Origin of the sequence: Brevundimonas sp. AJA228-03, assembly GCF_017795885.1 — a bacterium.
Lineage (GTDB): Bacteria > Pseudomonadota > Alphaproteobacteria > Caulobacterales > Caulobacteraceae > Brevundimonas.
The window spans coordinates 1,640,720-1,664,775 of the sequence record NZ_CP059297.1 but is presented as its reverse complement, the minus strand read 5'-3'; the positions used below and the strand labels follow the sequence as shown (position 1 = coordinate 1,664,775).

The window sequence follows — 24,056 nt, the reverse complement described above, 5'->3', positions numbered from 1 at the left end:
CGAAGACCTTTTGGCGTTCGCCTGACAGCACCTGGTCGAGGCATTCGCGATCAAGCCATCGTCCAGTCGCACGAAAGCGACAGTGTTTGACCGAGCGCGTCCACGCCGTTCGTCTAGTCTCGCGAGTGGAGGTGGTCTGACGAGCGCCTCGGCTCTCACCACGGGCGGCAGACGTTCTCATGCATTATGATCCGGTCAGAACGCCGTGGTGGCATGGAGCCGCGATCTACCAGATTTATCCGAGAAGCTTTCTCGATACGAATGGCGACGGGATCGGCGATCTGCCGGGGATCACGAAAAAGCTCGACTATGTCGCAAGCCTGAAGGTGGACGGGATCTGGCTGTCTCCCTTCTTCACCTCGCCGATGCTCGACTTCGGCTACGACGTCTCCGACTATCGCGGCGTCGATCCCATCTTCGGTTCGATGGACGACTTCGACGCGCTGGTGGCGCGCGCCCATACCCTGGGTCTGAAAGTCATCATCGACCAGGTCTACTGCCATACGTCGGATCTCCATCCCTGGTTCTCGGCAAGCCGCGGATCGACATCGGGCGAGATGGCGGACTGGTACGTCTGGGCCGACCCCCGGGACGACGGGTCGCCACCCAACAACTGGCAGTCGGTGTTTTCCGGCCCGGCCTGGACCTGGGACAGTCGGCGAAGGCAGTACTACCTCCACCACTTTCTGAAGCAGCAGCCGACGCTCAATCTTCACAATCCCCGGGTCGTCGACGCGCTGGTCGACGTCGGGACGTTCTGGATCAAACGCGGGGTCGACGGCTTCCGCCTCGATGCGCTCAATCTGGGCATGGTCGATCGGCGGCTGCGCGACAACCCCCCCGGCCCGGCAAGGTCCGAAGCATCCCGTCCGTTCGACATGCAACGTCATGTCTACAGCATGTCACAGCCTGAAATGATCCCGCTGATCGAACGGCTGGCCGCCGAGTTGCGAAGCGCGGCCGGGGAGGAATTCTTCACGGTCGCGGAGGTGGGCGGATCGGATCCTCACGCGACGATGGTCGACTACACGTCGGGTTCGAAGCGGCTCTCGTCCGCCTACAGCTTCGACTTCATCGGTGCCTCGGCGTTTGACGCGGCTCACATCCGATCCGTTGTCGAGCGGTGGAGCGGCGACCCCGACGCCGGCTATCCGGGGTTCGCGTTCTCGAACCACGACTGCGCGCGGGTCGCGAGCCGATGGCGCAACCTGGCCGCGCCGAAAGGTCGGATCGAACGGCTGCTGCTGTTGTTGCAGGCGTCGCTGAGCGGGGCGATCTTCATCTACCAGGGCGAGGAACTCGGCCTGCCTCAGGTCGACATCCCCTTCGACCGACTGGTCGATCCCGAGTCCATCGCCAACTATCCGAACGGCAGCCAGCGCGACGGCGCCCGTACGCCGATGCCCTGGTCGGCGGCCGGCCCGCACTGCGGCTTCTCGACCGGGGAACCCTGGCTGCCTCTCGGCGATGAACACCGCCGCCTGGCCGTCGCGACACAGGACGACGACCCTGACAGTATCCTGAACCTGTTCCGCAGGGTCATGCAGTTACGGTCATCCAGTCCCGCCTTGCTGCGAGGATCGATCAAGTTTCTTCCCTCACCCCCGGATACGCTTCTGCTTGTCCGCCGGACTGCGGGTGGCGCGGCAGCATGGTGCGGCGTCAATTTTTCCGACCGTTCCGTTGCCATGTCGCTCCCCATCGAGATGGCGGTGCCGGCCGATGTGATGATCGGAGGCGTGAGATATGAAGACGGCGCGTGGCTGATCGAACCGTTTTCCGGAGCGCTCCGGGCATCCTGATCCCAGGCCTTCAGCCTGCTTGCGACCCCCGATCCCTCCGGCTCGACCCCCAAGGCCACCCACCGGCCGGGACAGTCCGGTGACAAGAATGCGATAGGATTTCGAACGGCCGCCGCTTGCGCGTTCCACTAGGGTCTCGCCAGGAAGAGTATTCCGGACGCGAGGCCATGCCACACACCCACGCCGTGCCGCTCGTCATCAATGAGGTCACAGCTGCGCGGGTGGTTGGGCGACTCCATGACCGACGCCTCGCGTCCGACGCTTCATGACCGGGCCGCGTCCGGACAGTGAGCCCTGGCCGCGGACCTGCAACGCCATCGTCGCGGATGGCCAGGGAGGCTTTGCGCTGTCTGACGTCCAGATGGCGCGGCCAGAGGGCCGGGAAGTCGTCGTCCGCATCATGGCCGCCGGGCTGTGCCACACGGACGTGGACGCAATCCGCACGTGGAAAAGCCCCTTCATCGTGGGACACGAAGGGGCCGGCGTGGTGGAAGCCGTCGGGGCGGAGGTCACGCGCCTGCGCGTCGGCGATCGGGTGGTCCTGAACTGGGCGATCCCATGCCGGACCTGCGCCATGTGCGAGCGCGGTCTCATGCCGCTGTGCGAAATCAGCTCTCCCGCCAATGGCGACGGGCGGTCAGGCAAGCCGCGAGCGACTGCGGTGCGATATCGCGGAGAACCCGTTCAGAGCGCGTTCAACCTCGGCACAATGGCCGAGTTCGCCATGGTGGTGGAGGACGCCTGTCAGCCTCTGTTCGACACGGTCCCGTTCGAGGCGGGAGCGATCATGGGCTGTGCGGTGATGACGGGGTTCGGCTCGGTGATGAATGCGGCCAGGGTCCCGCCCCGCGCATCGGTCGCGGTGCTCGGCTGCGGCGGGATCGGGCTCAACGTCATCCAGACCGCCCTGATCGCCGGGGCGGATCGGATCATCGCCATCGATATCGCGGAGGACCGGCTGGCCCGAGCCCGCGCGTTGGGTGCCACGCACACCCTGCTCAACGATCCCGCGCACCCCGGTCTGTCCCGGCTGAGCGAGCGCCTGAACGCCCTCATCCCGGGCGGAGCGGACTTCGCCTTCGAATGCACCGGCGTCCCGGCCCTGGCACCGGCCCCGCTCGCGCTCGTCCGGCATGGCGGCACGGCCGTCCAGGTCAGCGGGGTCGAGCAGACCGTGCCTTTCGATTGCACCCTGTTCGAATGGGACAAGACCTACATCAATCCGCTCTACGGGCAGTGCGACCCGGATCGCGACTTTCCGCTTCTTCAACACCACTATCTGTCCGGTGCCCTGGCGCTCGATCGGATGATCTCCCGCGCCTATCCCCTGGCCGAGCTCGAGGCCGCGATCGACGACCTCGCCGCGGGGCGCATCGCCAAGGCGGTGCTCCATCCGCATGCCGGCGAGGGCCGCACGGCATGACCGGTTTTCCCACTCTGGAAGTCTCGGACGCCGACCTCGCACCGGAGGGCTTCAGCTTCTGCACAGTCCGCTCGCCCGCGCTGGGACGCCGCGCCGACGTGGTGATCTACAATGCCGGGTGCCCGACCAGCGATCTTCCGGTGATCGTTCTGCTGCACGGGGTCTATGGCGGCGCATGGTCCTGGGCGTTTCAGGGCGGCGCGCACCGGATCTATCACCGGCTGCGCTCGGGCGGCAAGATCGGTGACTTCGCCCTGGTAATGCCGAGCGATGGGCTGAGCGGCGACGGATCGGGCTATCTGAACCGCGCCGCCGGGCGTTTCGGCGACTGGATCGCCGACGACGTCATCGCGCTGGCTCGCTCGCGAATCCCGCACATGAGCGCCGCCTCTCCGATCTACCTCGCTGGACTGTCCATGGGCGGCTTCGGCGCGCTGCGGCTGGGCGCGCTTCATCCCGACACGTTCCGCGCGGTCAGCGCCCATTCGCCGATCTGCGATTCCGGGGACTTCCGACATTTCACGATTGAAGACCTGTTGTCCGACGCGACGGAGCCGACGGTGCCGGTCTCGATCGCCGAACTCTATGCCGCGAGGGCCGGGGCGACGCCGCCGATCCGGTTCGATTGCGGCGATGCGGATGTGCTGAGGCCGAGCGTCGAGCGGCTCGCCGGCCGTCTCACCCGGGCCGGGATCGACCATCGCTACGAGCCGCTCAGCGGCGGCCACAACTGGGACTACTGGTCGAGCGCATTCGTGCGGACGCTGAAGTTCTTCGACACGATCGGCCGATCCGCGCCGAGGCGAGAGCAGTCCATCACCGGCGGGAGGGAGAGATGACGGAGGATTCCGGGCGCCCCGACGAGCGCCTGTGCGCGACCGAGAAGGTCGGCTACGGCGTCGGAGACATGGCGGCGAACCTCTACCTCGGGTTCTTCGGCCTTTTCACCCTGTACTTCCTGACGGATGTCTACGGCGTTGCGCCGGCGGCGGTCGCGACCATGCTGCTGCTGACCAAGATCATCAATGCCATCACCGATCCGGCGATCGGACTGCTCGCCGACCGGACCCGGTCGCGCTGGGGGCGCTATCGGCCCTATCTGCTGTGGTGTGCGCTGCCTTATGGTTTGACCGCCATTCTGGTCTTTGCCGGTCCCGATCTCTCCGACAACGGCAAGCTCATCTACGCCTACGTCGTCTATCTTTTGGCGATGCTCGGCTACTCGCTGGTCAACGTTCCCTATTCGGCACTGCTCGCAGTGATCTCGCCCAGCGCGAGTGAGCGGACCAAGGCGACCCAGTATCGGTTCATCTTCGCGGGTCTCGGCACACTGGTGGTCGGGGCCACGGCGAGGCCGCTGGTCGACTGGCTCGGCGCCGGAGACGAGGCCAGGGGGTTTTTCTGGGCGTCGATCCTGTTCGGCGTCGCCGCCGTGACACTGACCTGGATCACCTTTGCGACGACCCGGGAACGGACAGCCCCGCAGGCAGCGCAAGCCTCGGGGGTCAAGGACGATCTGCGCGCTCTTTTCTCTAACGTATCCTGGGTGGTGCTCTCGATCGGCGGCGTCCTCCTCGTCGTCGGGCTGGGCACGCGCCTCGGATCGCTGGCGCTCTACCTCAAGTATTTCATGACAGCCGGACCCGCCGATGTGGCCGGGCCTGTGTTCCTGTGGATGGACCGGTTCTCGGTCTTCATCACCCTGGGCGTGATCGGTCAGATCCTGGGAACGCTGTCGGCACCGAGCCTGACCCGCCGCTTCGGCAAGATCCGGCTGATGATCGGCATGAATGCCATTCACGGCGTGCTGTTGATCGCGGGCTTCTTCCTCACCGCCGATCAATTCGCGCCCGCGCTCGTGCTGCATGGATTGGGGATGATGACCTTCGGCGTCGCCCTGACGCTGCTGTTCGCCATGTTCACCGACTGCGTCCAGTTCGGCGAGTGGCGAACGGGCCGCAACACCGCCGGGCTGACGGTGTCGAGCTCCCTGTTCATCCTCAAGCTGGGGAGCGGCCTGGGTGCCGCAATCCCGGGCTACATCCTCGCATCGACCGGCTTCGCGGCGAATGCCGAGCAGAGCGCCCAGACGCTGTCGGGGCTCAGGATCATCACCTGGATCGCGCCGGGCTTCCTGCTTCTCGGCGCGGCCGCCTGCATGACGCTCTACAAGCTCGATCCGACCCTGCTGCACCGGATCGAGCAGGACCTTCGAAAGATGCGACAGGAGGGCCGCGGCGGCGGGGCCGCCGAGCCGGTTCTGCCGGGCAAGGCTTGAGGCGATATCCTCGACGACGCGCCGGTTTTGCTCGCCGGGTCAGCGAACATCCGGCCGCCCTGCGCAGCCGGATGTCGGGGATGATCGGTGACTTTGGTCGCCTGTGGGCGAGCCCGGCTCCAGTCTCAGGCCGAGGTCGCCACCGCATCATCGGCGGCCCAGATGATGGGGTTGATCTCGGACGCGGCGACGTCGCCGGGCTTCACGCCCGGGATCCATTGGGCCAGATCCCCCGCCTGCATGGCATTGCTCGGCTCGATCACCCTCATGTCCGCGTCCATATAGATCATGGTCATCACCGAGCGTGGCCGGTCGCTGTGGTTCGGTCCGGCCCGGTGGAAGGTCCAGCCGGCATGGAAGCTGACGTCGCCCAGGGCGTACGGGGTCTCGTCCAGCGCAAAGCCGCGTGCCTGCATCGCCTCGGTGATCAGCCGCTCGCTTTCGTCGGAAATCTCCAGGTCGCGACCGAAGGCCTCGCGATGACTGCGGGCGAAGAAGGCCAGGGGGCCCATGTCGAGCGGCACGGGCTGGAGCGGCACCCAGACGGTCACGCACCGGTCCGAAGCGAAGGGCCAGTAGTACTGGTCCGCATGGGCCGGGGTGAAGCCGCCGGACGGCTCCTTGTAGAGCGACTGATCGTGATAGAGGCGGACGGCTTCGACCCCCATCAACTGTGCCGCCACGCTGGCGAGACGCCGGCCGAGCACGAAGCGTCGAACGGTTTCGGAGTGACGCCACAGGTTCATCACCTGCAGGAAGGCGCGGTCATAGGTGGAGCGCTCCTCGAGCGGTGTGGTCTGGGTGTTCAGCGCCAGCGTCAGCCGCGTGATCTCCGCGCCATAGGCTTCCAGTTCAGTGGCAGGCAGGGCGTCGGCGAGGCGCAGGTACCCGGTCTCGCGGTAGGCTGCGATCTGCCCGGGCGAGAGATGCAGGGGGGTATCGAGGGTCTCGGTCATGGCGGCAGTCTAGTCCCGATGCCTTCAGCCCGGCGCCGCCCGGCGCTGCAGCCGGCCCGGCGAACGCCTGTCACCTCCTTGCGTTCAGCGATCGGCGCGGGCGCGGAATTCCGACGGCGTCGTCCCGAACCGACGCCGGAACCGCTCGGTGAAATAGGACGGCGACTCGAAGCCGACCTCATAGCCGATGGATGAGACGGGCGCGGCCTCTTCCAGCAGTCTGCGCGCCGCCCGGTTGAGCCGCAGGCCTTCGACATAGGCCGCGTAGCCGACACCGAACGCGGCCTGGAAACGGCGGGAGAAATAGGCCGGCGAGAGGGCGCATCGCGTCGCCGCGCCGGTCAGGTCGGGCGCACCACGGGGATCATCCTGCAATCGTGCCACCAGCGCGCGGAAGCGTTCGGGACCTTCGACGCCCTGAGCGGCCTGGAGGTGCGGCAGGTCCCGGATGATCCACAACACCGTCTCCAGCCCGGCCGCCGCTCCGGGCGTCGTCGCAGCGCCATCGGCCAGCCAGTCCGACAGGGCGATCAGCGCGGTCCAGGCGGGCGCTCCGGGACGCGCGGCCACAGGCACCGTCGGCACCGTGACGCCCCCGCGCTTCAGGGTCGGGTCGAACTGGATCAATCTCCAGGCCTTGGCCCCGGGGGCGAGGGCGAAATCGTGATAGGCCAGCGGGGGAATGTAGACCGCCATGCCGTCTGAAAGCTCGACGGGCGTTTCGCCCAGGATCAGCTGACCTCCGATGCGCTCGAACAGGACAATCTCGGCCAGATCGTGGAAGTGGTTCAGCCGGGCGTTCGCGGGAGATTGAGGACCCAGCGCGACCGTCTCGACCCGCAAGGCCGCCCCCGGAGCCAGCCGGACGGGTTCGCAGAGGGGGGCGCGGTCCATGACAAGATAGTTACAGCCTTGGCCCGTCACTGCAACAGGATAGGGCCTGCGCCGACATCCACTCTGCCCTAGGATCGACCGGTAGACGGACGGAGGATGACCATGCGCTCCACCCTGGCGTTCATCATCGGCTGCATCTTCCTGGGTGTCGGCGCGCCGGTCGCGGCGCAACCGCTGACGTCTTTCGTCAATCCCTTCATAGGCACGGACGGCACCGGCCACACCTTCCCCGGTCCGGCCTGGCCGTTCGGCATGGTGCAGCCCGGACCGGACAATGCAGACCGGGGCTGGGAGTACACCTCAGGCTACCAGTACCGCGCCCCGCGCATCCTGGGCTTCTCCCAGACCCGCGCGAGCGGCACGGGCATTCCGGAGCTGGGCGACGTCCTGCTGCAGCCGGGCCTGGAGCCGCGCGAGGACATGGCGAGCACCTACGACAAGACCACCGAAAGCGCGCGTCCCGGCTATTATGCGGTGGAGCTGGCCGACAACGGCGTGCGGGTGGAGCTGACCACCGGCGAGCGCGTGGCCCGGCACCGCTACACCTTCGCGCGCCCGGGCCGCGTGTGGGTGCTGGTCGATCTGCAGCACGGCCTGAACTTTATGGACCGGCAGCCCGTGCTGTCGTCGGAGGCCCGCGTGACCGAAAACGGAGTCGAGGGCGTGTCGCGACGACGCAACTGGACGACCCGCACCGTCGCCTTCGTGGTCGAGTTCGATCGCCCCGTCGCCGAGGCGCGGCGACTGGCTCCCCGGGCGGGCGATCTCGCGGATCGCTACCTGCTGGGCTTCGACGTCGGGGACGACCGCACGCTTGAGGCGCGGGCGGCCCTGTCCACCACCGATGTTGCGGGTGCGCGGCGAAATCTCGAGTCCGGGCAGGATCACTCCTTCAACCAGACGGCGGCGGAGGCCGATGCGGCCTGGGAGGCGATGTTGTCGCGCATCCGGATCGAGGCACCGGACTCCCGCAAGCGGGTCTTCTACAGCGCCCTCTACCGCGCCCTGATCCACCCCAGCCTGATCACGGACGCGGACGGCCGGTGGCGGGGTCCCGACGGCGAGATTCGCCAGGCCGACGGGCCGCGCTATTCGACCCTGTCCCTATGGGACACCTTCCGCGCCTCGCATCCGCTGTTCACCCTGGTCGCGCCCGAGCGGGTGGACGACTTCGTCAACAGCCTGCTGGACCACGCCGACGCGGCCGGCCGCCTGCCGATGTGGACCATCTGGGGCGGGGAGACCGGCACGATGATCGGCGAGCCCGCCCTGCCGGTCATCGCCGATGCCTGGGCCAAGGGCTTTCGCGGCTTCGACCCCGATCGCGCGCTCGATGCCATGATCCGCACCCAGACCGAAGATCATCATCTGTCGGAGTGGTCGATCCTGGAGCGCTATGGATACCTGCCCTTCGACCGGGTCGAGGGCGAGGCCGTGTCGCGCACGCTGGAGGCGGGGATCGGCGACGATGCCCTTGCGCGGTTTGCGCGCGCGCTGGGCCGCGAAGAGATCGCCGACCGTTTCGCCGCGCGCAGGCGGACGTGGCGCGCCCTGATCGATCCGGAGACGCGGCTGCCCCGGGGACGCGACAGCGAGGGCCGTTGGCGCACGCCGTTCGATCCCCTGAAGCCCACCTCGCCGCTCAACAACCCCGGCGACTACACCGAGGCCAACGCCTGGCAGTACCTCTGGACCCCGGCCCTGTTCGATGCCGAGGGGCTGCGCGACGCCCTGGGCGGCCCGGCCGCCTTCGCGGAGACACTGGACACCTTCTTTTTCGGACTGCCGCCCACCGAGGGCGCGGCCTTCCTGGGGCAGGAGGCGATGATCGGCCAGTATGCCCACGGCAATGAGCCCAGCCACCATGTCGCCTGGCTTTACGCCCTGACCGATCGGCCCGCGACCGGCCAGGCCCTGGTGCGCCGCATCGCCGAGAGCTTCTATCTGGACCAGCCCGACGGCGTGATCGGCAATGACGACGCCGGTCAAATGAGCGCGTGGTACGTCTTCGCCACCCTCGGTCTTTATCCCGCCGTACCCTCCAGCGGCCGCTATGTTCTGGGCGCGCCGCTGGTCGAACAGGCCGTCATCGCTGCGCCGGGCGTGGGACCGGTGACGATCCGATGCGAGACGACCCCGGTCGCGGTGCCGTCCGATATCGCCCATGAAGACCTGATCGCTCGCCGCGCTCTCGCCCTGCCCTGTTCGGCCCCCGCGCACGAGGGGGCCGTCACGTCCAGTTGGCACCGGCCCTCCCAGCAGAGCCCCCGCGTCCAATGATATGGATCATTCGCCGGGTGGTACGCTCGCCGCCCCGAGCGGGGACCGAGGGGTCGTAGTCCAGCAAGGCGGCCGAGCAGAATTGGGAGCGCCAGGCCGGGTGGAGACCCTGTCGCGTTCGCATGACGGCACCTGTCCGCCTGCTGGATCACGGTGTGAAGATGATCGGCTTCGTCGTCTGGTACAGCCTGAACCCGATCGGGCGGCGGGCGATGCCGACGGCCTAGGAACTGGACTCCGAAAAAACCGGGTGCAAGGAGTCCAATTCCTGTGAGTCCGTGCCGGAACCTTCTGCCACTGCGTTCAAATCGTTGAGGTTCCCCTCCCCATCCCCGACCAACCTCAGCGGCTCCCGTTTGCACGCGATCGCCGGAGCGACGATGTCGGGCAGGTCGGCCATGACCTGGGCGCGGGCGCGGTCGCAGAGCCGGTCATAGACGCGCATCCAGGTCGAGGCCTCCGACGCCCGGCCCATGCCCAGGGCGCGGCGGATGTTCAGGAAGGCCTGGTCGGCGAGGTCGGCGAAACTGACCTCATCGTCGGGGTGGAACTCGCCCGCCTCCGGCAGCACATCGCCGATCGGCTGATCGATCCGCCGCCACTTCCCGGCCCGCGCATGCATCCGGAACGAGCTGAGCGAGATACCCCACTTCTGGCAGATGTGCGCCGCCTTGACCCCCGACAGATACTCCCGCCGGATATGGTCCCACATATTGCCGCCGAGACCGTCGAGGTCGTCGGGGTTGATCTGATGGCGCATGGTCATGCGGGGCAGTGTGGCATGCGGGTGCGTCAGAATCGGACGTGGCGAACCTGCGGTTGCAGAGGATCTGGTTCGGGTCTCATGATGCAAACCCCACCCCACCCTCGCGCCTTGAATCGCGGTATCGTATATGTTACCATCAGACCGGTTGATTGAGGAGTATATTGACGCCTCCGGATACAACGCCTTCGCGGAATGGTTTGACGGCCTGGACGCAGGCGCGGCGGCCAGGGTGCGTGTTGCGGTCAGCCGTCTCGCTCGTGGGGCGCACTCCAATGCCAAGGGGGTGGGAGGAGGCGTGCTGGAGTATCGGATCGACACGGGTCCGGGTTATCGCGTGTATTTCGCACGGCACGGCGAGCAACTGATCCTGCTGCTTGGCGGCGGGACCAAGCGCAGACAGGATGAGGACATTGCCGCCGCGAAACGCCGGTGGACGGCATTCAAGGCAAGGATAAAGGAAAGCTGACATGGCCCTCACCCGCTCCTTTCGAGACACTGTTCAGGCCCGCCTGACCCGTGATCCCGCCTTTCGGCAGGCGCTGCTGGCCGAGGCCGCGACCGCGCTGCTGGAAGGCGATCTGGAGACCGGCAAGGACGTGCTGCGTGACTTCATCAACGGCACCATCGGCTTTCACGATCTGGCCGAGGAGACAGGGACGCCCGCCAAGAGCCTGATGCGGATGCTGGGGCCGCGCGGAAATCCGACCGCGAGCAACCTGCTGGCCATCGTGGGGGCGCTGCAGCGGCGATCCGGGATCACGCTGGAGGTGCGGGCGGCGTAGACGGGAATGGGCGGCGATGCCGCGAGGCAATTTGAACCGCGTTTGTCATCCCGGACGACGCGCAGCGGCGATCCGGGACGGGCAGTGTTCCCTGAAAGATCCTCCCGGAAGGCGCAAAGCGGCTGTCCGGGAGACGGGTGGCCGCGAAACGGGCCTTCCGTGCGGCCCGGCCGGCCGCCCGGCTCGGCCCTTCGGGCCGTCCGGGCGTCGAGGGCGCCCGTTGGCTGCCGTCCCGGCTCTCCGCTTCGCTGCGGCCGGGATGACAAGGGCAGTCGTACTGGCCTGACGTCCCTACCCGAACTGCCGCTCGAACCGCCCCATCGCCTGCGGGTCGAGCCGGACGGTCTTGTTCCGGACCTCGAGGATGCGGCGGGGCTTGCCTTCTGCCTGTTCGATGTCGGCCGAGGCGAAGGACGTGCAGGATCCGGTCGGCCGCCAGACAGGCAGGCGGCCCGGATCAGGCCCGGTCGCTGCCGGACGGCTTTTTCTCGGGGATGGGTCCGATCGCGTCCCAATGCTCGACGATCAAGCCATCCGACAGTCTGAAAAGATCGAAGAAGGCCGTGGGCGTGCTTCCGAGCAGGCCCTCCGAGGCGGTGAAGACGAAATTGCCTTCGGCCACGACGATCGGTGTGCGCTCATACTTCATGGCCTTGCCCGCCGCCGCAAAGGCCGCCATCGCCGCGCCGAGACCTTCGAGGCCGTCGCCGACACCGGGATTGTGCTGCGTATAGGAGGTGGTCGAGATATAGGACGTCACCGTCTCGGGAGCCGCGCCCTGGAGCACATCCCGAACGAAGCGTTCGACCAGAGCCTTGTTTTCCTGAGTTTTGTCGCGGTCGACAATCTCCGTCGGGCCGTCCGTCATCCCGTTCCCGGACACCGTCTCGGTGACAAGGGGCTGAAGGGTGTCACAATGCTCGATCACGCGCCCGTCGGCGACCCGGAAGACATCGAACCCGACAAGGGTGTCGCTTCCGAGGGCCTGGGCGTGCTCATAGGTGACGTGCAAGGCAACCATGTCGCCTTCCTCGATCACCCGATGGATTGAGAGCTTGATTCCGCTCGTTTGCAGAGCCGGGATGATAGCGAGAATAGGAGCGGCTCCCTTGGGAACGGGGACACCTTGATGTTTGTAGTCTTCCGCCACGAGAGACCGGGCTACCTCAACGTCGAAGTCTGTGAAAATAGCGCGCATAGCGCGAATAATAATTTCTTTCGGCGTCATTGATTATCCTTTGGCTCGAATGCCGTTATATTGAGATATTGAACCAATCGCTATAATTGGTGTCAATAACGCACCGAAAAGGAACCTGGTATGCTTCCCATTACCGTCCAAGCCGAAGAGGAAAGCGGGCTCTGCCCCGTGCGGGCCATTCTCGTCACAGTGACGGGCAAATGGAGTTCGCTGATCTTGCTCGCCCTTGAGGACGGACCGCAGAGATTCTCGGCCATCAAACGGCTGATTGGCGACATTTCCCAACGTGTACTCACCGAAAACCTGCGAGCGCTGGAGCGCGATGGCTACGTCAGGCGTGAGGTCGTCCCCGGCTCCCCGATAGAGGTCCGCTACCAGCTCACACCGATGGGGGGCGATCTGTTGAGCCGGATTATCCCGCTGGTGACCTGGGCTACGAACCACCACGCGGCCGTGCAAGCCGCGAGGAACCGGTACGACGCGGATGAAAGGGTTTCCTGAACGTCTGGAGCCTGACGGCCGACTCGGGCCGTCCGGGCGTCAAGGGTGTCCGTTGGCTGCCGTCCCGGCTCTCCGCTTCGCTGCGGCCGGGATGACAAGCTTCGCTGCGGCCGGGATGACAAGGGCGGTCGTCCTGGCCTGACGCCTTAGCCGAACTGCCGCTCGAACCGCCCCATCGCCTGCGGGTCCAGCCGGACGGTCAGCCGCATCCGACCCTGATCGTCCGTGTCGCGCGCCGTCACCCGCCCGTGCTCATACAGCCAGGCCAGGGCCTCGCCCTGTGAGGGCTGCAGGACCAGTTCCGTCTCGGGGTCGTCGTCGATCAGGTCGGTGATGGCCTGGCGCAGGGTCTCGATCCCCTGCCCGGTCCAGGCGGAGACGGCGACCGCCGTGTTGCCGGAGCGGGCGGCCTGGCCCTCAAAGGCCTCACGGGTCTCGGGGTCCAGCAGGTCGGTCTTGTTCCAGACCTCGAGGATGCGGCGGGGTTTCGCCGTTCCATCAGGATTGGGGGGTTGTTCGATCTGTTTCAGGACGTCCTCGACGTCCTTCGCCTGGGCCGCCGTGTCGGCCGAGGCGATGTCGCGGACGTGCAGGATCAGGTCGGCCTCGCCCACCTCTTCCAGGGTCGCGCGGAAGCTCTCGACCAGTTCGTGCGGCAGGTCGGAGATGAAGCCCACGGTGTCGGCGATGATGGCGGGGCGGCCCTGCGGCAGGCGGATGGTGCGCTGGGTGGTGTCGAGGGTGGCGAACAGCAGGTCCTTGGCCAGCACCTCCGACCCCGTCAGCCGGTTGAACAGGGTCGACTTGCCGGCATTGGTGTAGCCGACCAGGGCGACCGCGGGGAACGGGGCCTTCTTCCTCTGTTTCCGGTGCAGGCCGCGGGTGCGGCGGACCTCTTCCAGTTCGCCCTTCAGCTTGACGATGCGGTCGGCGATCAGGCGGCGGTCGAGCTCGATCTGGGTCTCGCCGGGACCGCCGGTCGAGCCGGTGCCGCCGCGCTGGCGCTCCAGGTGGGTCCAGGTGCGGACGAGGCGGGATTTCTCATAGTCGAGCCGGGCCAGTTCGACCTGCAGCCGGCCCTCCTTCGTCCGCGCGCGACGGCCGAAGATCTCGAGGATCAGACCGGTGCGGTCGATGACCTTGCAGTCCCATTCCTTTTCCAGATTGCGCTGCTGGACGGGCGTGAGGTCGTCGTCGACGACGGCGGCCTCGGCCTCGGCGGCGCGGATCAGGGCGGCCAGTTCCTCGACCTTGCCGGTGCCGAACAGGGTCGCGGGCGTGGTCTTGCGCAGGCGCACGACCTCCTCGGCGCGGACGTCGAGGTCCAGCGCGCGGGCGAGGCCCGAGGCCTCCTCGAGCCGTTCCTGTGCCGGTCGGGACGATCGCTCGCCCATGTCGGGATGGATGACGACCGCCCGGATGAGCGGCACGGAATGGTCGATGAGTCTGGAGGTCAAGGCGTCTCGGAGTGGCGAGTGGTGAGTGGCGAGTGTCGAAGGGCGTAAATCGCTCAGAACCGCATGTAGTTACGAGCCGGCGTCAGCGCATCACTTTCGTTCGTCACTCGTCACTCGCCACTCGCCACTGAACTCAGTCCTCGTCGGCGTCCGGCTCGTACAGTTGCACGGGCGCGGACGGCATGATGGTGGAAATGGCGTGCTTGTAGACGAGCTGGGACTGCCCGTCGCGACGCAGCAGCACGCAGAAATTGTCGAACCAGGTCACGATGCCCTGCAGCTTGACGCCATTGACCAGGAAGATGGTCAGGGGGGTCTTGGTCTTGCGGACCGAGTTGAGGAAGGTGTCCTGAAGGTTCTGACGCTTGTCTTGCGACATGGCAGGTTTGTCCTGTTCTTTTGTTGTTCGCCGCGCTCGGGGGGAGGAACGCGGGGCCGGTTGAGCCCGGCCTTGTCAGCCTAGACGACGCAGTTGCCGCGTCGCAACATCTAGATGGCCTCGCGTTTCGCCTCTTCAAGGTAGCGGGCGCGCAGTTTCGTCGCGATCGGGCCGGGTTTGCCGTCGCCGATCTTCACGCCGTCGATCGAGATGGCGGGCATGACGAAGGCCCCGGCGGCGGTGAAGAAGGCTTCCCGGGCCTCCTTGGCCTCGTCGACGCTGAAGGGGCGTTCGTCCAGCTCGATGCCCTCGGCCTCGATCATGGCCATGATGGCGGTGCGGGTGATGCCCTTCAGGATGTTGGCCTGGGTGTCGCGGGTGCGCAGCTTTCCGGCCTTGTCGACGATCCAGGCATTGGTCGAGGAGCCCTCGGTGACCAGACCCATCTCGTCGACCATCCAGGCCTCATAGGCCCCCTTGTCGCGCGCGGCCTGTTTGGCCAGGACGTTGGGCAGGAGACCGACCGTCTTGATGTCGCAACGGCCCCAGCGGATGTCCGGGTGGGTGACGACGGCGACCCCCTTTGCGGCCTGGGCCTGGGAGCGGGCGAAGGGGATGGATTTCGACGTCACCACCACGCTGGGCGGGGTGCCGGGGGCCGGGAACGGGTGGTCGCGCCGCGCCGTGCCGCGCGTGACCTGCAGATAGACGATGCCGTCGCGGACGCGGTTCCGACGGATGGTCTCCTTGAGCACACGGGTCAGGGCCTCGGGCGTCATCGGAATGTCGATGCGCAGTTCGTTGAGGCTGCGGTGCAGCCGGGTCATGTGGCCCTCGAAATCGGCCATCCGGCCGCCGAAGACGGACCAGACCTCATAGACGCCGTCGGCGAACTGGAAGCCGCGATCCTCGACATGGATCGTCGCCTCCGCGTGGCGCTGATAGACCCCGTTCACATAGGCGACCCGCGACATCAGTCGATGCTCCCGTCTTCGTCTTCGCCGCCGCGCGAGGGCGAGACGCCCAGCGACTTCAGCTTCCTGTGCAGCGCCGACCGCTCCATGCCGATGAAGGCGGCGGTGCGCGAAATATTGCCCCCGAACCGCATGATCTGGGCGGCCAGGTATTCGCGCTCGAACACCTCGCGCGCCTCGCGCAGCGGCAGGGCGATGGTGCGCTCGGTGCCCATGCCGGAGCTGCCGGTCGATGCCACTTCCTGGGGCAGCATATCGGCCGAGATCGGGTCGTTCAGGTCGCCGGTGGCCAGAATCAGCAGGCGTTCGACGTTGTTGCGCAGCTGGCGGACATTGCCGGGCCAGGGATGGACCTGCAGCACGGCGATGGCGTCGTCGCCCAGGCGTCGGCGCGGCAGCCCCTGGGACGTGCTCAGCGTTTCGATGAAATATTCGACCAGTTCGGCGATGTCCTCGCGGCGTTCCGACAGCGGCGGGACGCGGATCGGGACGACGTTCAGGCGGTGGAACAGGTCCTCGCGGAAGCGGCCCTCGGTGATCTCGATCTTCAGGTCGCGCGAGGTCGAGGTGACGACGCGGACATCGACCTGCACGTCCTGTTCGCCGCCGACGCGGCGGAAACGCTGCTCGACCAGCACGCGCAGGATGCGGCTCTGGCTCTCGCGCGGCATGTCGCCGACATCGTCCAGATAGAGGGTGCCGTTGTGGGCGCGCTCGAACACCCCGATCTTGCGCGGGCGGCCGTCGTGGCCCTCCTCGCCGAACAGCTCCAGGTCCAGCCGCTCGGGCGTCATGCCGGCGGCGGAGATGGCGACGAACTCGCTCTTCGCCCGCGGACTGGCCTCGTGAATCTGGCGCGCGACCAGTTCCTTGCCCGAGCCGGGCGGACCGGAGATCAGGACGCGGCTGTTGGCGGGGGCGACCTTGGTGATGGTCGTGCGCAGGACCTGGGCCGCAGCGGAGCGACCGATCAGCCCCGTCGGCGTCATCGCGATCCCCCGCAGACGGCGGTTCTCGCGCTTCAGCGAGGCCGCCTCCAGGGCGCGCTCGATGACCACCACCAGCCGGTCGGACTTGAAGGGCTTCTCGATGAAATCATAGGCCCCGCGCTTCAGGGCGCTGACGGCCGTCTCGATATTGCCGTGCCCCGAGATCATGACGACCGGCAGGTCGGCGTCCAGAGTCTTGACCAGGTCGAGCAGCTCCAGCCCGTCCATGCCCCCGCCCTGCATCCAGATGTCCAGCACGATCAGGCTGGGCTTGCGGGCCCGGATGCCGGCCAGGGCTTCCTCCGAACTGGACGCGCAGCGCACGGAATGTCCCTCGTCTTCCAGCAGGCCGGAGACCAGGTCGCGGATGTCGGCCTCGTCGTCGACGACCAGGATGTCAGCACCGTTGGAACGCATATCGCCTCGCTATTCGGCCGCCAGCGTGCGGGAGCTTTGCGGCTCCGGCGCGCGGTCGGCTTTGCCGGTGGGGATGAGGGGAAAGATCAGACAGATTTTCGCACCGCCCAAGGTGTCGGCATCTGACAGTTTCAGGTCGCCGCCGTGGTCCTCGCAAATGCGCTTGACGATCGCGAGACCGAGGCCGGTGCCCTTCTCGCGCGTCGTGACATAGGGCTCGGTCAGGCGGTCGCGGTCGCGGACGGGCAGGCCCTTGCCGGCGTCCTCGATGATGAAGGTCGCGATGCCGTTCTCGATCTCCAGCCGCGCGCTGATGGCCACGTCGTCCTCGTTGGCGGGGGTGCCCAGGCGGCGCGCCGCGACGGCCTCTCCGGCGTTCTTCAGGATGTTGGCGAGGGCCTGACCGACCATCCGGCCGTCGGCCTTCATCTTCGCCCTGGGCAGAGGTTCGATCAGTTCGACGACCATGTCGGGCGCCGCGACGCGCTGGGCGAAGACGGCTTCGCGCAACAGCTCTGCCGGGTTCTCGTTGGTGAAGCGCGGCGCGGGCATTCGGGCGAAGGACGAGAACTCGTCCACCATCCGGCCGATGTCACCGACCTGGCGGATGATGGTGTCGGTGCAGCGGTCGAAGACTTCGACATCCTCGGTGATGGCGGGGCGGAATTTACGCTTCAGCCGCTCGGCCGATAGCTGGATCGGGGTCAGGGGGTTCTTGATCTCGTGCGCGATGCGGCGGGCGACATCGCGCCAGGCGGCATTGCGCTGGGCCGTGACCAGCCGGGTGATGTCGTCGAAGGTCAGCACCATCTCGCCGCCCACGCCGCCCTCGATCCGGACGCGCAGGCGGCGCATCTCGCCCTCGCGCGAGACGTCGATATCTTCCTCGATGTGGGCCTCGACCCGCCGCACCAGTTCGCCGAGCTCGGGCGCCACGTCGGCCAGACCCTGTCCGCGAACCTCAACCTCGGAGATCGAAAGCAGCTGCAAGGCGCTGTCGTTGATCGCGGAAATCCGGCCGCGCCTGTCCAGGCCGATGACGCCCGCGCTGACGCCCGACAGCACGGTCTCGATGAAGCGGCTTCGATCCTGGGCCTCGTCGCTGGCGGTCTTCAGGGCGGCCTGCTGGGCCTGGAGGTCGCCGGTCATGCGATTGAAGGCGCGAGACAGGGTGGCGATTTCGCCGGGTGCGCCGTCGGCCTCGACGCGGGCGGACAGGTCGCCCGCAGCCACCTGATCGGCCGCCTTCACCAGCCGTCCAATGGGGGCCGAAATCGCGCTGGCCGCCGACATGCCGAGCCAGACCGCGCCGACCAGGACCAGCAGCGCCGTTTCCAGATAGCTGAGGGCGAAGGCGGCCTGCAGCCGGGCACGGCTTTCCTCCGCGACCCGATAGGCCTGGATCGACTCCTCGCCATTGCGCATCCGGGCGACGATGCCGGGGGCCAGGGGCCGGACGACATACAGATAGGCGTCGCCATAGTCGGGCAAGGGATAGACGGCGCGGACGGTGTCGGGATGCTCCGTGACCGTGACAGGAACCTCCTGACCCTCGGCGGCGGTTTCGAACACCTCGCGCGGGGGCGCGACGTAGGCGGGTGCGCCGGGCAGTTCGCCGCGCGCCAGCACCTGACCCTCTCCGTTCAGGATATAGACCGCCGGATAGCCGAAGAACTCGGCAATCTGCGTCAGGGCGCCGGAGAACTGGATGCGGTTGCCGAACACATCCCGCACCCCGCCGAGTTCGATGGCCATGGTGTTGAGATCGCGGGTCAAGCCGCCACCGACATCGTCGACATAGGCCCGCCCGATCGTGGCTCCATTCTCCACAGCCGAGCGGACGTTCTGGCTGAACCATTGGTCCACCCCGCGATTGACCAGCAGTCCGAACACCAGGGCGATCAGTACGGCCGGGACCACCGCCACCAGTGAAAACAGCGTCACGAACCGAAGATGCAGGCGCGCGCCCGGATCGTCCGCCCGGCGCTGCGACAGGCGCAGCACACGGCTGCCGATCACGGCACCGAGGCCGCCGATCAAAACCAGGTTGGCGATGAGGATGTAGAGGACCGCGCGGCTGGCCGTGGCGCGGGCGTCATCTCCGGCGGCCGCGCCCGGCGCGACGGCGACCAGCCAGATCGCGGCACCGGCGATCAGAAAGGCCAGGGCATAGGCCGCGCCGAACGCCGCGCGCATCGGTCCGGCCTCCAGCCTTCCCCAGAGGGATGGCTCGCCTTCTGTCGCGCCGGTCTGGACCTGTGTGTCGCTCATATCACGACAGCTTCAACTACCTGTGGCGAAATTTCAACAGCGTCGTTGCGGAAATGCTTCGGAAGCCTCACGCCCCACAGGGCCGCCAGCGACCCTGCGACCGCGTTCGGGTCATCAAGGCGGCAGATCTGGCCTTTCGCGGCGCGCCGATCCTCGGGCGAGGCGGGCCAGGGAGCCTGCTCGACGTACCAGCCGAGATGCTTGCGGAACATCTTCAGGCCCAGCCCGGCGCCATAGAAGGCGATGGAAGCATGCAGATGATCGACGACGATCGCGAACCGCTCGTTGCGGTCGGGTTCGTGCAGGACGGTGCCGTCGGCAAGGGCGCGCTCCAGGTGAGCCGCCAGCCAGGGACGACCATAGACGCCCCGTCCCAGCATCAGGCCGTCGGCCCCCGACCTGTCCAGCGCCTCGCGCGCCTGCCCGGCCGTGACGATATCCCCGTTGACGATGACGGGGATGGCCACGGCGCGCTTCACCGCCGCAATGGCATCCCAGTCGGCGTGGCCGGTGTAGAACTGCTGGCGGGTCCGGCCGTGGACGGTGACCGCCTTCACGCCGAGAGCCTCCGCGCGCGCCGCCAGTTCCGGCGCATTGCGGCTGTCGTCGTCCCAGCCCAGCCGCATCTTGACCGTGACCGGCCGCGAGGTCGCGGCGACCACCGCCGCCATGATCCGCCCGGCAAGGTCCGGGGTCCGCATCAGGGCCGAGCCCGAGGCCGAGCCCGTGACCTCCTTGGCCGGACAGCCGAAGTTCAGATCGACGATATCGGCCCCCGCCGCCTCGGCCATGCGCGCGCCCTGCGCCATCGCGGCCGGATCGCGGCCGACCAGCTGGATGACCGTCAACGGCAGGCCATCGCCGACGGCCGCGCGCCGCACGACATCAGGCCGGGCGCGGGCCAGCTCGGCCGCGGCCACCATTTCGGTGGCGACATAGACGGCGCCCAGTCGACAGGCGAGCTGGCGGAACGGCAGATCGGTGACGCCGGTCATGGGAGCCATCAGCACCCGTCCGGGGATCGTCACATCGCCGATCTGCAAGCCTGTGCTCATCCGTTCGTCACCATCCCATGCGGAGCCTCTCGTCAACCGCCATCGTGGCCCCTAGAAGGCCGTCATGACCTTTGCAGCGATCGTGGTGGCGGCCGGATCCGGCTCCCGGGCCGGTGGAGACAAGCAGTGGCGGCGGTTGGGCGGCAAACCCGTCGTGCGCTGGTCCGTCGAGGCGATGCTGGACTCCGGGGCCGATCAGGTCGTGGTCGTCGTGGCTCCGGGCAGTCAGGACAGGGCCGCTGAGGCCCTGGCCGGGCTGACCCACTGGTCGGCGATCGTCGGAGGGGCCGAGCGCAGCGATTCGGTCCAGGCGGGTCTCAGGGCCCTGACCGGTGCGAAGGATCAGGTCGTCCTGATCCACGACGCCGCGCGCCCCCTGCTTTCTGTCGAAGTGATCGGGCGCCTGCGCGCGGCCCTGACGGGGGCCGATGGAGCGATCGCTGCCCTGCCCGTCTCAGACACCCTGAAGCGCGGCAGCGACCGCATCGAGGCCACGGTGGATCGCGCGGGCCTGTGGCGCGCCCAGACGCCCCAGGCCTTCCGGGCCGACAGACTGCTGGCCGCCTACGCCGCCTGGCCCGACGGCGCGCCCCCGACCGATGACGCCGCCGTGGTCGAGCGTGACGGCGGCTCGGTCCGTCTTGTGCCCGGTGATCCGCGCCTGATGAAACTGACCTATCCGGAGGATTTCGACATGGCCGAGGCCCTGATACCACGCCAGACCCGGGTCGGTTCCGGCTTCGACGCCCATCGCTGGGGCCCGGGCGACACCGTCTGGCTGTGCGGCGTGGCCATCCCGCACGATCAGACCCTGATGGGCCATTCGGATGCCGATGCGGGCCTGCACGCCCTGACCGACGCCCTGCTGGGGGCCATGGGCGACGGCGATATCGGCGATCATTTTCCGCCGACCGATCCGCAGTGGAAGGGCGCGGCGTCGGACCTGTTCCTGATCCATGCGGTCAAGCGGCTGCACGCCCGGGGCGGTCGGCTGGTCAATGTCGACGTCACCCTGATCTGCGAGCGGCCAAAGGTGAAGCCGCACCGTCAGGCGATGCGCGAGCGCCTGGCCGAAATTCTTGGCCTGCCGCTGGATGCGGTCAGCGTGAAGGCCACGACGATGGAAGGCATGGGCTTTACCGGCCGCGAGGAAGGGCTAGCCGCCTCAGCCATCGCGACGATCGACCTTCCCGCCTGATCCGTCGGCTCCCTGACTTTTGATGTGACGCCACAGCGAACCGAACAGGTTCACATAATCGTCGGTCCAGGGCCGCACTCTGGTGTCTGCGATGGTTTCCCACTGCGGCTGCTGACGCAGTTCCGCCAGACCCGCCTCGGTGGGTGACAGGATCAGGGCCTCGGTCGAGGTCTCTGCCATATCGGGCCGTTCGTTCCCTTCCACGTAGAACTGATGCAGGTTCGGCACGCCGAGGGCTTGGGCCGCAGCGGCCGCCGGCAGGACGACGTCCAGGTTCCGGTTCGACAGGTGCAGGATCACCACGCCATCCGGCTTCAGCAGCTTCAGATAGCCCCGGATCGCCTCGACCGTCAGCAGATGCGTCGGCACAGCGTCCGACGAGAAGGCGTCGATCAGCAACAGATCGTAGCTGCCGGCCGGCTCCTGCGCCATCGTCAGCCGCGCGTCGCCCAGCACGGTCCGGATCGGTCCGTCGGCGCAGTCCGAGATGAAGGTGAACCAGCGGGGATCGCGCGAGAGCTGATCGACCAGCGGGTCGATCTCGAAGAAGGTCATTGTGTCCCTGGCGCGCTTGTAGCCCGCCATTGCGCCCGACCCCTGCCCCACCACGCCGATGTTCAGGCCGGGTTTGCGCCTCTGCAGCGTCTCGGTCGTCTGACCGATCGGGGTCGAGGGCGCATAGTAGAGGGTCGGCATGCAGGCGAAGGCCGGGTTGCGCGGCTGGGCACCGTGCAGGGTCGTGCCATGCATCAGGATGTGGACCTCGCCGCCCAGTCGGGGATCCTGGGTCCGGCCCACCTTCGTCACGCCGAAAAAGCTGCGCTCGGTGAAGGCCGATTCGTAGCCGCGCGCGATGTATTGGGTCGAGATGGCGATCAGGGCGGCGATGATGACGTAGGCCGGCATACGACCCCGGAGCAGGAAACCGATAATGATCGGGACCAGCAGGATGAACTGGGTCAGGCGCGGCATGTCCGCCGTGACGGTCTTCGAGAGCCATCCGGCGAAAGCCCAGTTCGCCTGCAAGGCCGCCGACAGCAGAGGCGGCACGGCGCACACAAGCACGGCGGCTGAAAACAGATAGACCTCGTAGGTCCGGATCGGCGATCGGTCCATGGGCCGGGCCAGCCCGACCAGAACAAGTACGAGAGGATACTCCCAAACGGCATTGAAGATGACGGGTGCCAGAAGCGCGGTGAAGGCCCCGCCCACCACGCCGCCCAACGACATCAGAAGATAGAACTCTGTCAGCCGGTCCGGCGGCGGTCGCCGCGCGGCCAGCCGCTGGTGGCACATCAGGGCCAGGAAGAAGAAGGTCAGCAGGTGCAGGCCGAACATCAGCGGCCAGGCCCCCATCAGAAACGCCGTGAACGAGAGGGTCAGAAGGCCGATGGCGCCGCCGATAGTCAGCGTCAGGGGCAAGGGGATCAGCGGCCTTGCCTGAAACGCAATGACGAAGGTCAGCAGGTAGAGCGCCAGCGGAATGACCCACAGAAACGGGGCGGACGCCACGTCGGTGGACAGGTGGGTGGTCACCCCCAGCATCAGGCTGGACGGCGCGGCAGCCAGCAACACAAACACGACCTTCTCGTGCCACGGGATGGCGGGGCTGACCGGCAGGGCCTCGACCGGCGCGACGCTCACATGGGCGCGCCGCCAGGCGACTGCCGCCAGGACGATCACCATCAGCATGAACAATGCATAGCCGCCGCTCCAGCCGGCTCGCTGGCCCGACAGGGTCGCGAGCGGCTCGATCAGAACCGGATAGGCCAGAAGCGCGATGAAGCTTCCCAGGTTCGAGGCGGCATAGAGCACATAGGGGTTCTTGCCGTCGGCATGGCCCGCGCGGACCCGGGCGTACCAGGCCTGAAGCAGCGGTGCGGTCGCTGATAGCACGGCGAACGGCGCGCCGACCGAAAGGGCGAGCGTTCCCAGCAGCCAGGCGATCGGTGCATCGGGGCTGGGATCGCCCAGCAGGCCGCTCATTCGCAGCGGCAGGAACAAGGCGGCCAGACTGAGCAGCCCCAGGTGAACAGCCATCTGACCCCGCATGGAGCGCAGTCGCTGCAGCAGGTGAGCATAGGCATAACCGCCCAGCAGCGCCGCCTGGAAGAACACCATTGCGGTGTTCCACACGGCCGGCGAGCCGCCCAGCATCGGCAGGACCAGCTTGGTCACCATCGGCTGGACCACGAAGACGAGGGATGCCGAGGTGAAGATGGCCAGGGCGAACAGGACCGGCATGACCCGGTCGTCGGGGGCCCCATCCCGGGATGAGCCGATATCCTGCGTCACGGTGGCGTCGGTCATGAAATCCCCCGAATGTCGCGCACCGGTCGACAGACCCGCGCCCTGAGCCGAGCCTAAGCCGACTCGCTGCCGGTTCGAAAAGGCCCATGTTTCCAGACGGTGTCAAAGCCGTGGCACGCGGCGGTC

At 67.3% G+C, this 24,056-nt stretch carries 20 protein-coding genes; 9 read left to right on the top strand and 11 right to left on the bottom strand.

Annotated elements, in window-relative coordinates:
* Positions 1-179 precede the first annotated feature (179 nt).
* From HZ989_RS08250 to HZ989_RS08235, 4 genes are all read left to right on the top strand, one after another.
* On the top strand, positions 180-1,802 hold the full coding sequence (locus HZ989_RS08250) for an alpha-amylase family glycosyl hydrolase (protein ID WP_209320382.1): 1,623 nt from the start codon (positions 180-182) through the stop codon (positions 1,800-1,802).
* 361 nt (positions 1,803-2,163) lie between these two features.
* Positions 2,164-3,225, top strand: coding sequence for an alcohol dehydrogenase catalytic domain-containing protein (locus HZ989_RS08245; protein ID WP_209320381.1), 1,062 nt, complete (start codon positions 2,164-2,166; stop codon positions 3,223-3,225).
* The gene (locus HZ989_RS08240; RefSeq protein ID WP_209320380.1) at positions 3,222-4,064 is read left to right on the top strand and encodes an alpha/beta hydrolase family protein; all 843 of its coding nucleotides are present in this window, start codon (positions 3,222-3,224) and stop codon (positions 4,062-4,064) included. The genes HZ989_RS08245 and HZ989_RS08240 overlap by 4 nt, the downstream gene beginning before the upstream one ends.
* On the top strand, positions 4,061-5,503 hold the full coding sequence (locus HZ989_RS08235) for an MFS transporter (protein ID WP_209320379.1): 1,443 nt from the start codon (positions 4,061-4,063) through the stop codon (positions 5,501-5,503). The genes HZ989_RS08240 and HZ989_RS08235 overlap by 4 nt, the downstream gene beginning before the upstream one ends.
* 125 nt (positions 5,504-5,628) lie before the next feature.
* On the opposite strand, the gene HZ989_RS08230 is transcribed toward HZ989_RS08235, so the two are convergent.
* Both HZ989_RS08230 and HZ989_RS08225 read right to left on the bottom strand, forming a co-directional pair.
* Positions 5,629-6,459 (bottom strand): phytanoyl-CoA dioxygenase family protein, encoded by an 831-nt coding sequence (locus HZ989_RS08230; RefSeq protein ID WP_209320378.1) that lies wholly within the window; start codon positions 6,457-6,459, stop codon positions 5,629-5,631.
* A gap of 84 nt (positions 6,460-6,543) precedes the next feature.
* Positions 6,544-7,353, bottom strand: coding sequence for an AraC family transcriptional regulator (locus tag HZ989_RS08225; RefSeq protein WP_209320377.1), 810 nt, complete (start codon positions 7,351-7,353; stop codon positions 6,544-6,546).
* A gap of 96 nt (positions 7,354-7,449) precedes the next feature.
* On the opposite strand from HZ989_RS08225, the gene HZ989_RS08220 reads away from it, so the two are divergent.
* A complete protein-coding gene (locus HZ989_RS08220) occupies positions 7,450-9,633 on the top strand; it encodes a GH92 family glycosyl hydrolase (RefSeq protein ID WP_209320376.1) in 2,184 nt (727 codons plus the stop codon).
* 223 nt (positions 9,634-9,856) lie between these two features.
* Here HZ989_RS08220 and HZ989_RS08215 read toward each other — a convergent pair whose 3' ends face one another.
* The gene (locus HZ989_RS08215) at positions 9,857-10,399 is read right to left on the bottom strand and encodes a hypothetical protein (protein WP_209320375.1); all 543 of its coding nucleotides are present in this window, start codon (positions 10,397-10,399) and stop codon (positions 9,857-9,859) included.
* Positions 10,400-10,526: 127 nt separating this feature from the next.
* On the opposite strand from HZ989_RS08215, the gene HZ989_RS08210 reads away from it, so the two are divergent.
* Positions 10,527-10,865 (top strand): type II toxin-antitoxin system RelE/ParE family toxin, encoded by a 339-nt coding sequence (locus HZ989_RS08210; protein WP_209320374.1) that lies wholly within the window; start codon positions 10,527-10,529, stop codon positions 10,863-10,865.
* A 1-nt stretch (position 10,866) separates the two neighbouring features.
* Positions 10,867-11,181, top strand: coding sequence for a DNA-binding protein (locus HZ989_RS08205; protein WP_209320373.1), 315 nt, complete (start codon positions 10,867-10,869; stop codon positions 11,179-11,181).
* Positions 11,182-11,638: 457 nt separating this feature from the next.
* Here HZ989_RS08205 and HZ989_RS08200 read toward each other — a convergent pair whose 3' ends face one another.
* Positions 11,639-12,409: a nuclear transport factor 2 family protein gene (locus HZ989_RS08200; protein WP_209320372.1), complete on the bottom strand. Its 771-nt coding sequence runs from the start codon at positions 12,407-12,409 to the stop codon at positions 11,639-11,641.
* 90 nt (positions 12,410-12,499) lie between these two features.
* Here HZ989_RS08200 and HZ989_RS08195 point away from each other — a divergent pair, with 90 nt between their 5' ends.
* Positions 12,500-12,880: a helix-turn-helix domain-containing protein gene (locus HZ989_RS08195; RefSeq protein ID WP_209320371.1), complete on the top strand. Its 381-nt coding sequence runs from the start codon at positions 12,500-12,502 to the stop codon at positions 12,878-12,880.
* A 146-nt stretch (positions 12,881-13,026) separates the two neighbouring features.
* Here HZ989_RS08195 and hflX read toward each other — a convergent pair whose 3' ends face one another.
* From hflX to dusB, 6 genes are all read right to left on the bottom strand, one after another.
* On the bottom strand, positions 13,027-14,337 hold the full coding sequence (hflX, locus tag HZ989_RS08190; protein WP_209320370.1) for a GTPase HflX: 1,311 nt from the start codon (positions 14,335-14,337) through the stop codon (positions 13,027-13,029).
* Between the two features lie 133 nt (positions 14,338-14,470).
* Positions 14,471-14,716 carry an RNA chaperone Hfq gene (gene hfq / locus HZ989_RS08185; RefSeq protein ID WP_131249128.1) on the bottom strand — a complete coding sequence of 82 codons (246 nt, stop codon included), beginning with the start codon at positions 14,714-14,716 and terminating at the stop codon, positions 14,471-14,473.
* A 110-nt stretch (positions 14,717-14,826) separates the two neighbouring features.
* Positions 14,827-15,690 carry a D-amino-acid transaminase gene (locus HZ989_RS08180; protein ID WP_209320369.1) on the bottom strand — a complete coding sequence of 288 codons (864 nt, stop codon included), beginning with the start codon at positions 15,688-15,690 and terminating at the stop codon, positions 14,827-14,829.
* On the bottom strand, positions 15,690-17,096 hold the full coding sequence (locus HZ989_RS08175) for a sigma-54 dependent transcriptional regulator (RefSeq protein ID WP_209320368.1): 1,407 nt from the start codon (positions 17,094-17,096) through the stop codon (positions 15,690-15,692). Before HZ989_RS08175 ends, HZ989_RS08180 begins: the two co-directional genes overlap by 1 nt.
* Positions 17,097-17,105: 9 nt before the next feature.
* A complete protein-coding gene (locus HZ989_RS08170; RefSeq protein WP_209320367.1) occupies positions 17,106-19,367 on the bottom strand; it encodes a PAS domain-containing sensor histidine kinase in 2,262 nt (753 codons plus the stop codon).
* Positions 19,364-20,422 (bottom strand): tRNA dihydrouridine synthase DusB, encoded by a 1,059-nt coding sequence (dusB, locus tag HZ989_RS08165; RefSeq protein ID WP_209320366.1) that lies wholly within the window; start codon positions 20,420-20,422, stop codon positions 19,364-19,366. The genes HZ989_RS08170 and dusB overlap by 4 nt, the downstream gene beginning before the upstream one ends.
* A 64-nt stretch (positions 20,423-20,486) precedes the next feature.
* On the opposite strand from dusB, the gene HZ989_RS08160 reads away from it, so the two are divergent.
* A complete protein-coding gene (locus HZ989_RS08160) occupies positions 20,487-21,620 on the top strand; it encodes a bifunctional 2-C-methyl-D-erythritol 4-phosphate cytidylyltransferase/2-C-methyl-D-erythritol 2,4-cyclodiphosphate synthase (protein WP_209320365.1) in 1,134 nt (377 codons plus the stop codon).
* Here the strand turns inward: HZ989_RS08160 and HZ989_RS08155 are convergent.
* The gene (locus tag HZ989_RS08155; protein ID WP_209320364.1) at positions 21,588-23,930 is read right to left on the bottom strand and encodes a fused MFS/spermidine synthase; all 2,343 of its coding nucleotides are present in this window, start codon (positions 23,928-23,930) and stop codon (positions 21,588-21,590) included. The genes HZ989_RS08160 and HZ989_RS08155 overlap by 33 nt on opposite strands.
* Positions 23,931-24,056: the final 126 nt, after the last annotated feature.

Excerpts from the sequence above, each read along its gene's own strand:
- HZ989_RS08180 (WP_209320369.1), bottom strand. The coding sequence starts at position 15,690 with ATGTCGCGGGTCGCCTATGTGAACGGGGTCTATCAGCGCCACGCGGAG.
- HZ989_RS08160 (WP_209320365.1), top strand. The coding sequence starts at position 20,487 with ATGACCTTTGCAGCGATCGTGGTGGCGGCCGGATCCGGCTCCCGGGCC.
- HZ989_RS08235 (WP_209320379.1), top strand. The coding sequence starts at position 4,061 with ATGACGGAGGATTCCGGGCGCCCCGACGAGCGCCTGTGCGCGACCGAG.
- HZ989_RS08215 (WP_209320375.1), bottom strand. The coding sequence starts at position 10,399 with ATGACCATGCGCCATCAGATCAACCCCGACGACCTCGACGGTCTCGGC.
- HZ989_RS08205 (WP_209320373.1), top strand. The coding sequence starts at position 10,867 with ATGGCCCTCACCCGCTCCTTTCGAGACACTGTTCAGGCCCGCCTGACC.
- hfq (WP_131249128.1), bottom strand. The coding sequence starts at position 14,716 with ATGTCGCAAGACAAGCGTCAGAACCTTCAGGACACCTTCCTCAACTCG.
- HZ989_RS08200 (WP_209320372.1), bottom strand. The coding sequence starts at position 12,409 with ATGACGCCGAAAGAAATTATTATTCGCGCTATGCGCGCTATTTTCACA.
- HZ989_RS08245 (WP_209320381.1), top strand. The coding sequence starts at position 2,164 with ATGGCGCGGCCAGAGGGCCGGGAAGTCGTCGTCCGCATCATGGCCGCC.
- HZ989_RS08250 (WP_209320382.1), top strand. The coding sequence starts at position 180 with ATGCATTATGATCCGGTCAGAACGCCGTGGTGGCATGGAGCCGCGATC.
- HZ989_RS08155 (WP_209320364.1), bottom strand. The coding sequence starts at position 23,930 with ATGACCGACGCCACCGTGACGCAGGATATCGGCTCATCCCGGGATGGG.
- HZ989_RS08210 (WP_209320374.1), top strand. The coding sequence starts at position 10,527 with ATGTTACCATCAGACCGGTTGATTGAGGAGTATATTGACGCCTCCGGA.
- HZ989_RS08230 (WP_209320378.1), bottom strand. The coding sequence starts at position 6,459 with ATGACCGAGACCCTCGATACCCCCCTGCATCTCTCGCCCGGGCAGATC.
- HZ989_RS08225 (WP_209320377.1), bottom strand. The coding sequence starts at position 7,353 with ATGGACCGCGCCCCCCTCTGCGAACCCGTCCGGCTGGCTCCGGGGGCG.
- HZ989_RS08240 (WP_209320380.1), top strand. The coding sequence starts at position 3,222 with ATGACCGGTTTTCCCACTCTGGAAGTCTCGGACGCCGACCTCGCACCG.
- HZ989_RS08170 (WP_209320367.1), bottom strand. The coding sequence starts at position 19,367 with ATGAGCGACACACAGGTCCAGACCGGCGCGACAGAAGGCGAGCCATCC.
- HZ989_RS08175 (WP_209320368.1), bottom strand. The coding sequence starts at position 17,096 with ATGCGTTCCAACGGTGCTGACATCCTGGTCGTCGACGACGAGGCCGAC.
- HZ989_RS08195 (WP_209320371.1), top strand. The coding sequence starts at position 12,500 with ATGCTTCCCATTACCGTCCAAGCCGAAGAGGAAAGCGGGCTCTGCCCC.
- dusB (WP_209320366.1), bottom strand. The coding sequence starts at position 20,422 with ATGAGCACAGGCTTGCAGATCGGCGATGTGACGATCCCCGGACGGGTG.
- HZ989_RS08220 (WP_209320376.1), top strand. The coding sequence starts at position 7,450 with ATGACCATGCGCTCCACCCTGGCGTTCATCATCGGCTGCATCTTCCTG.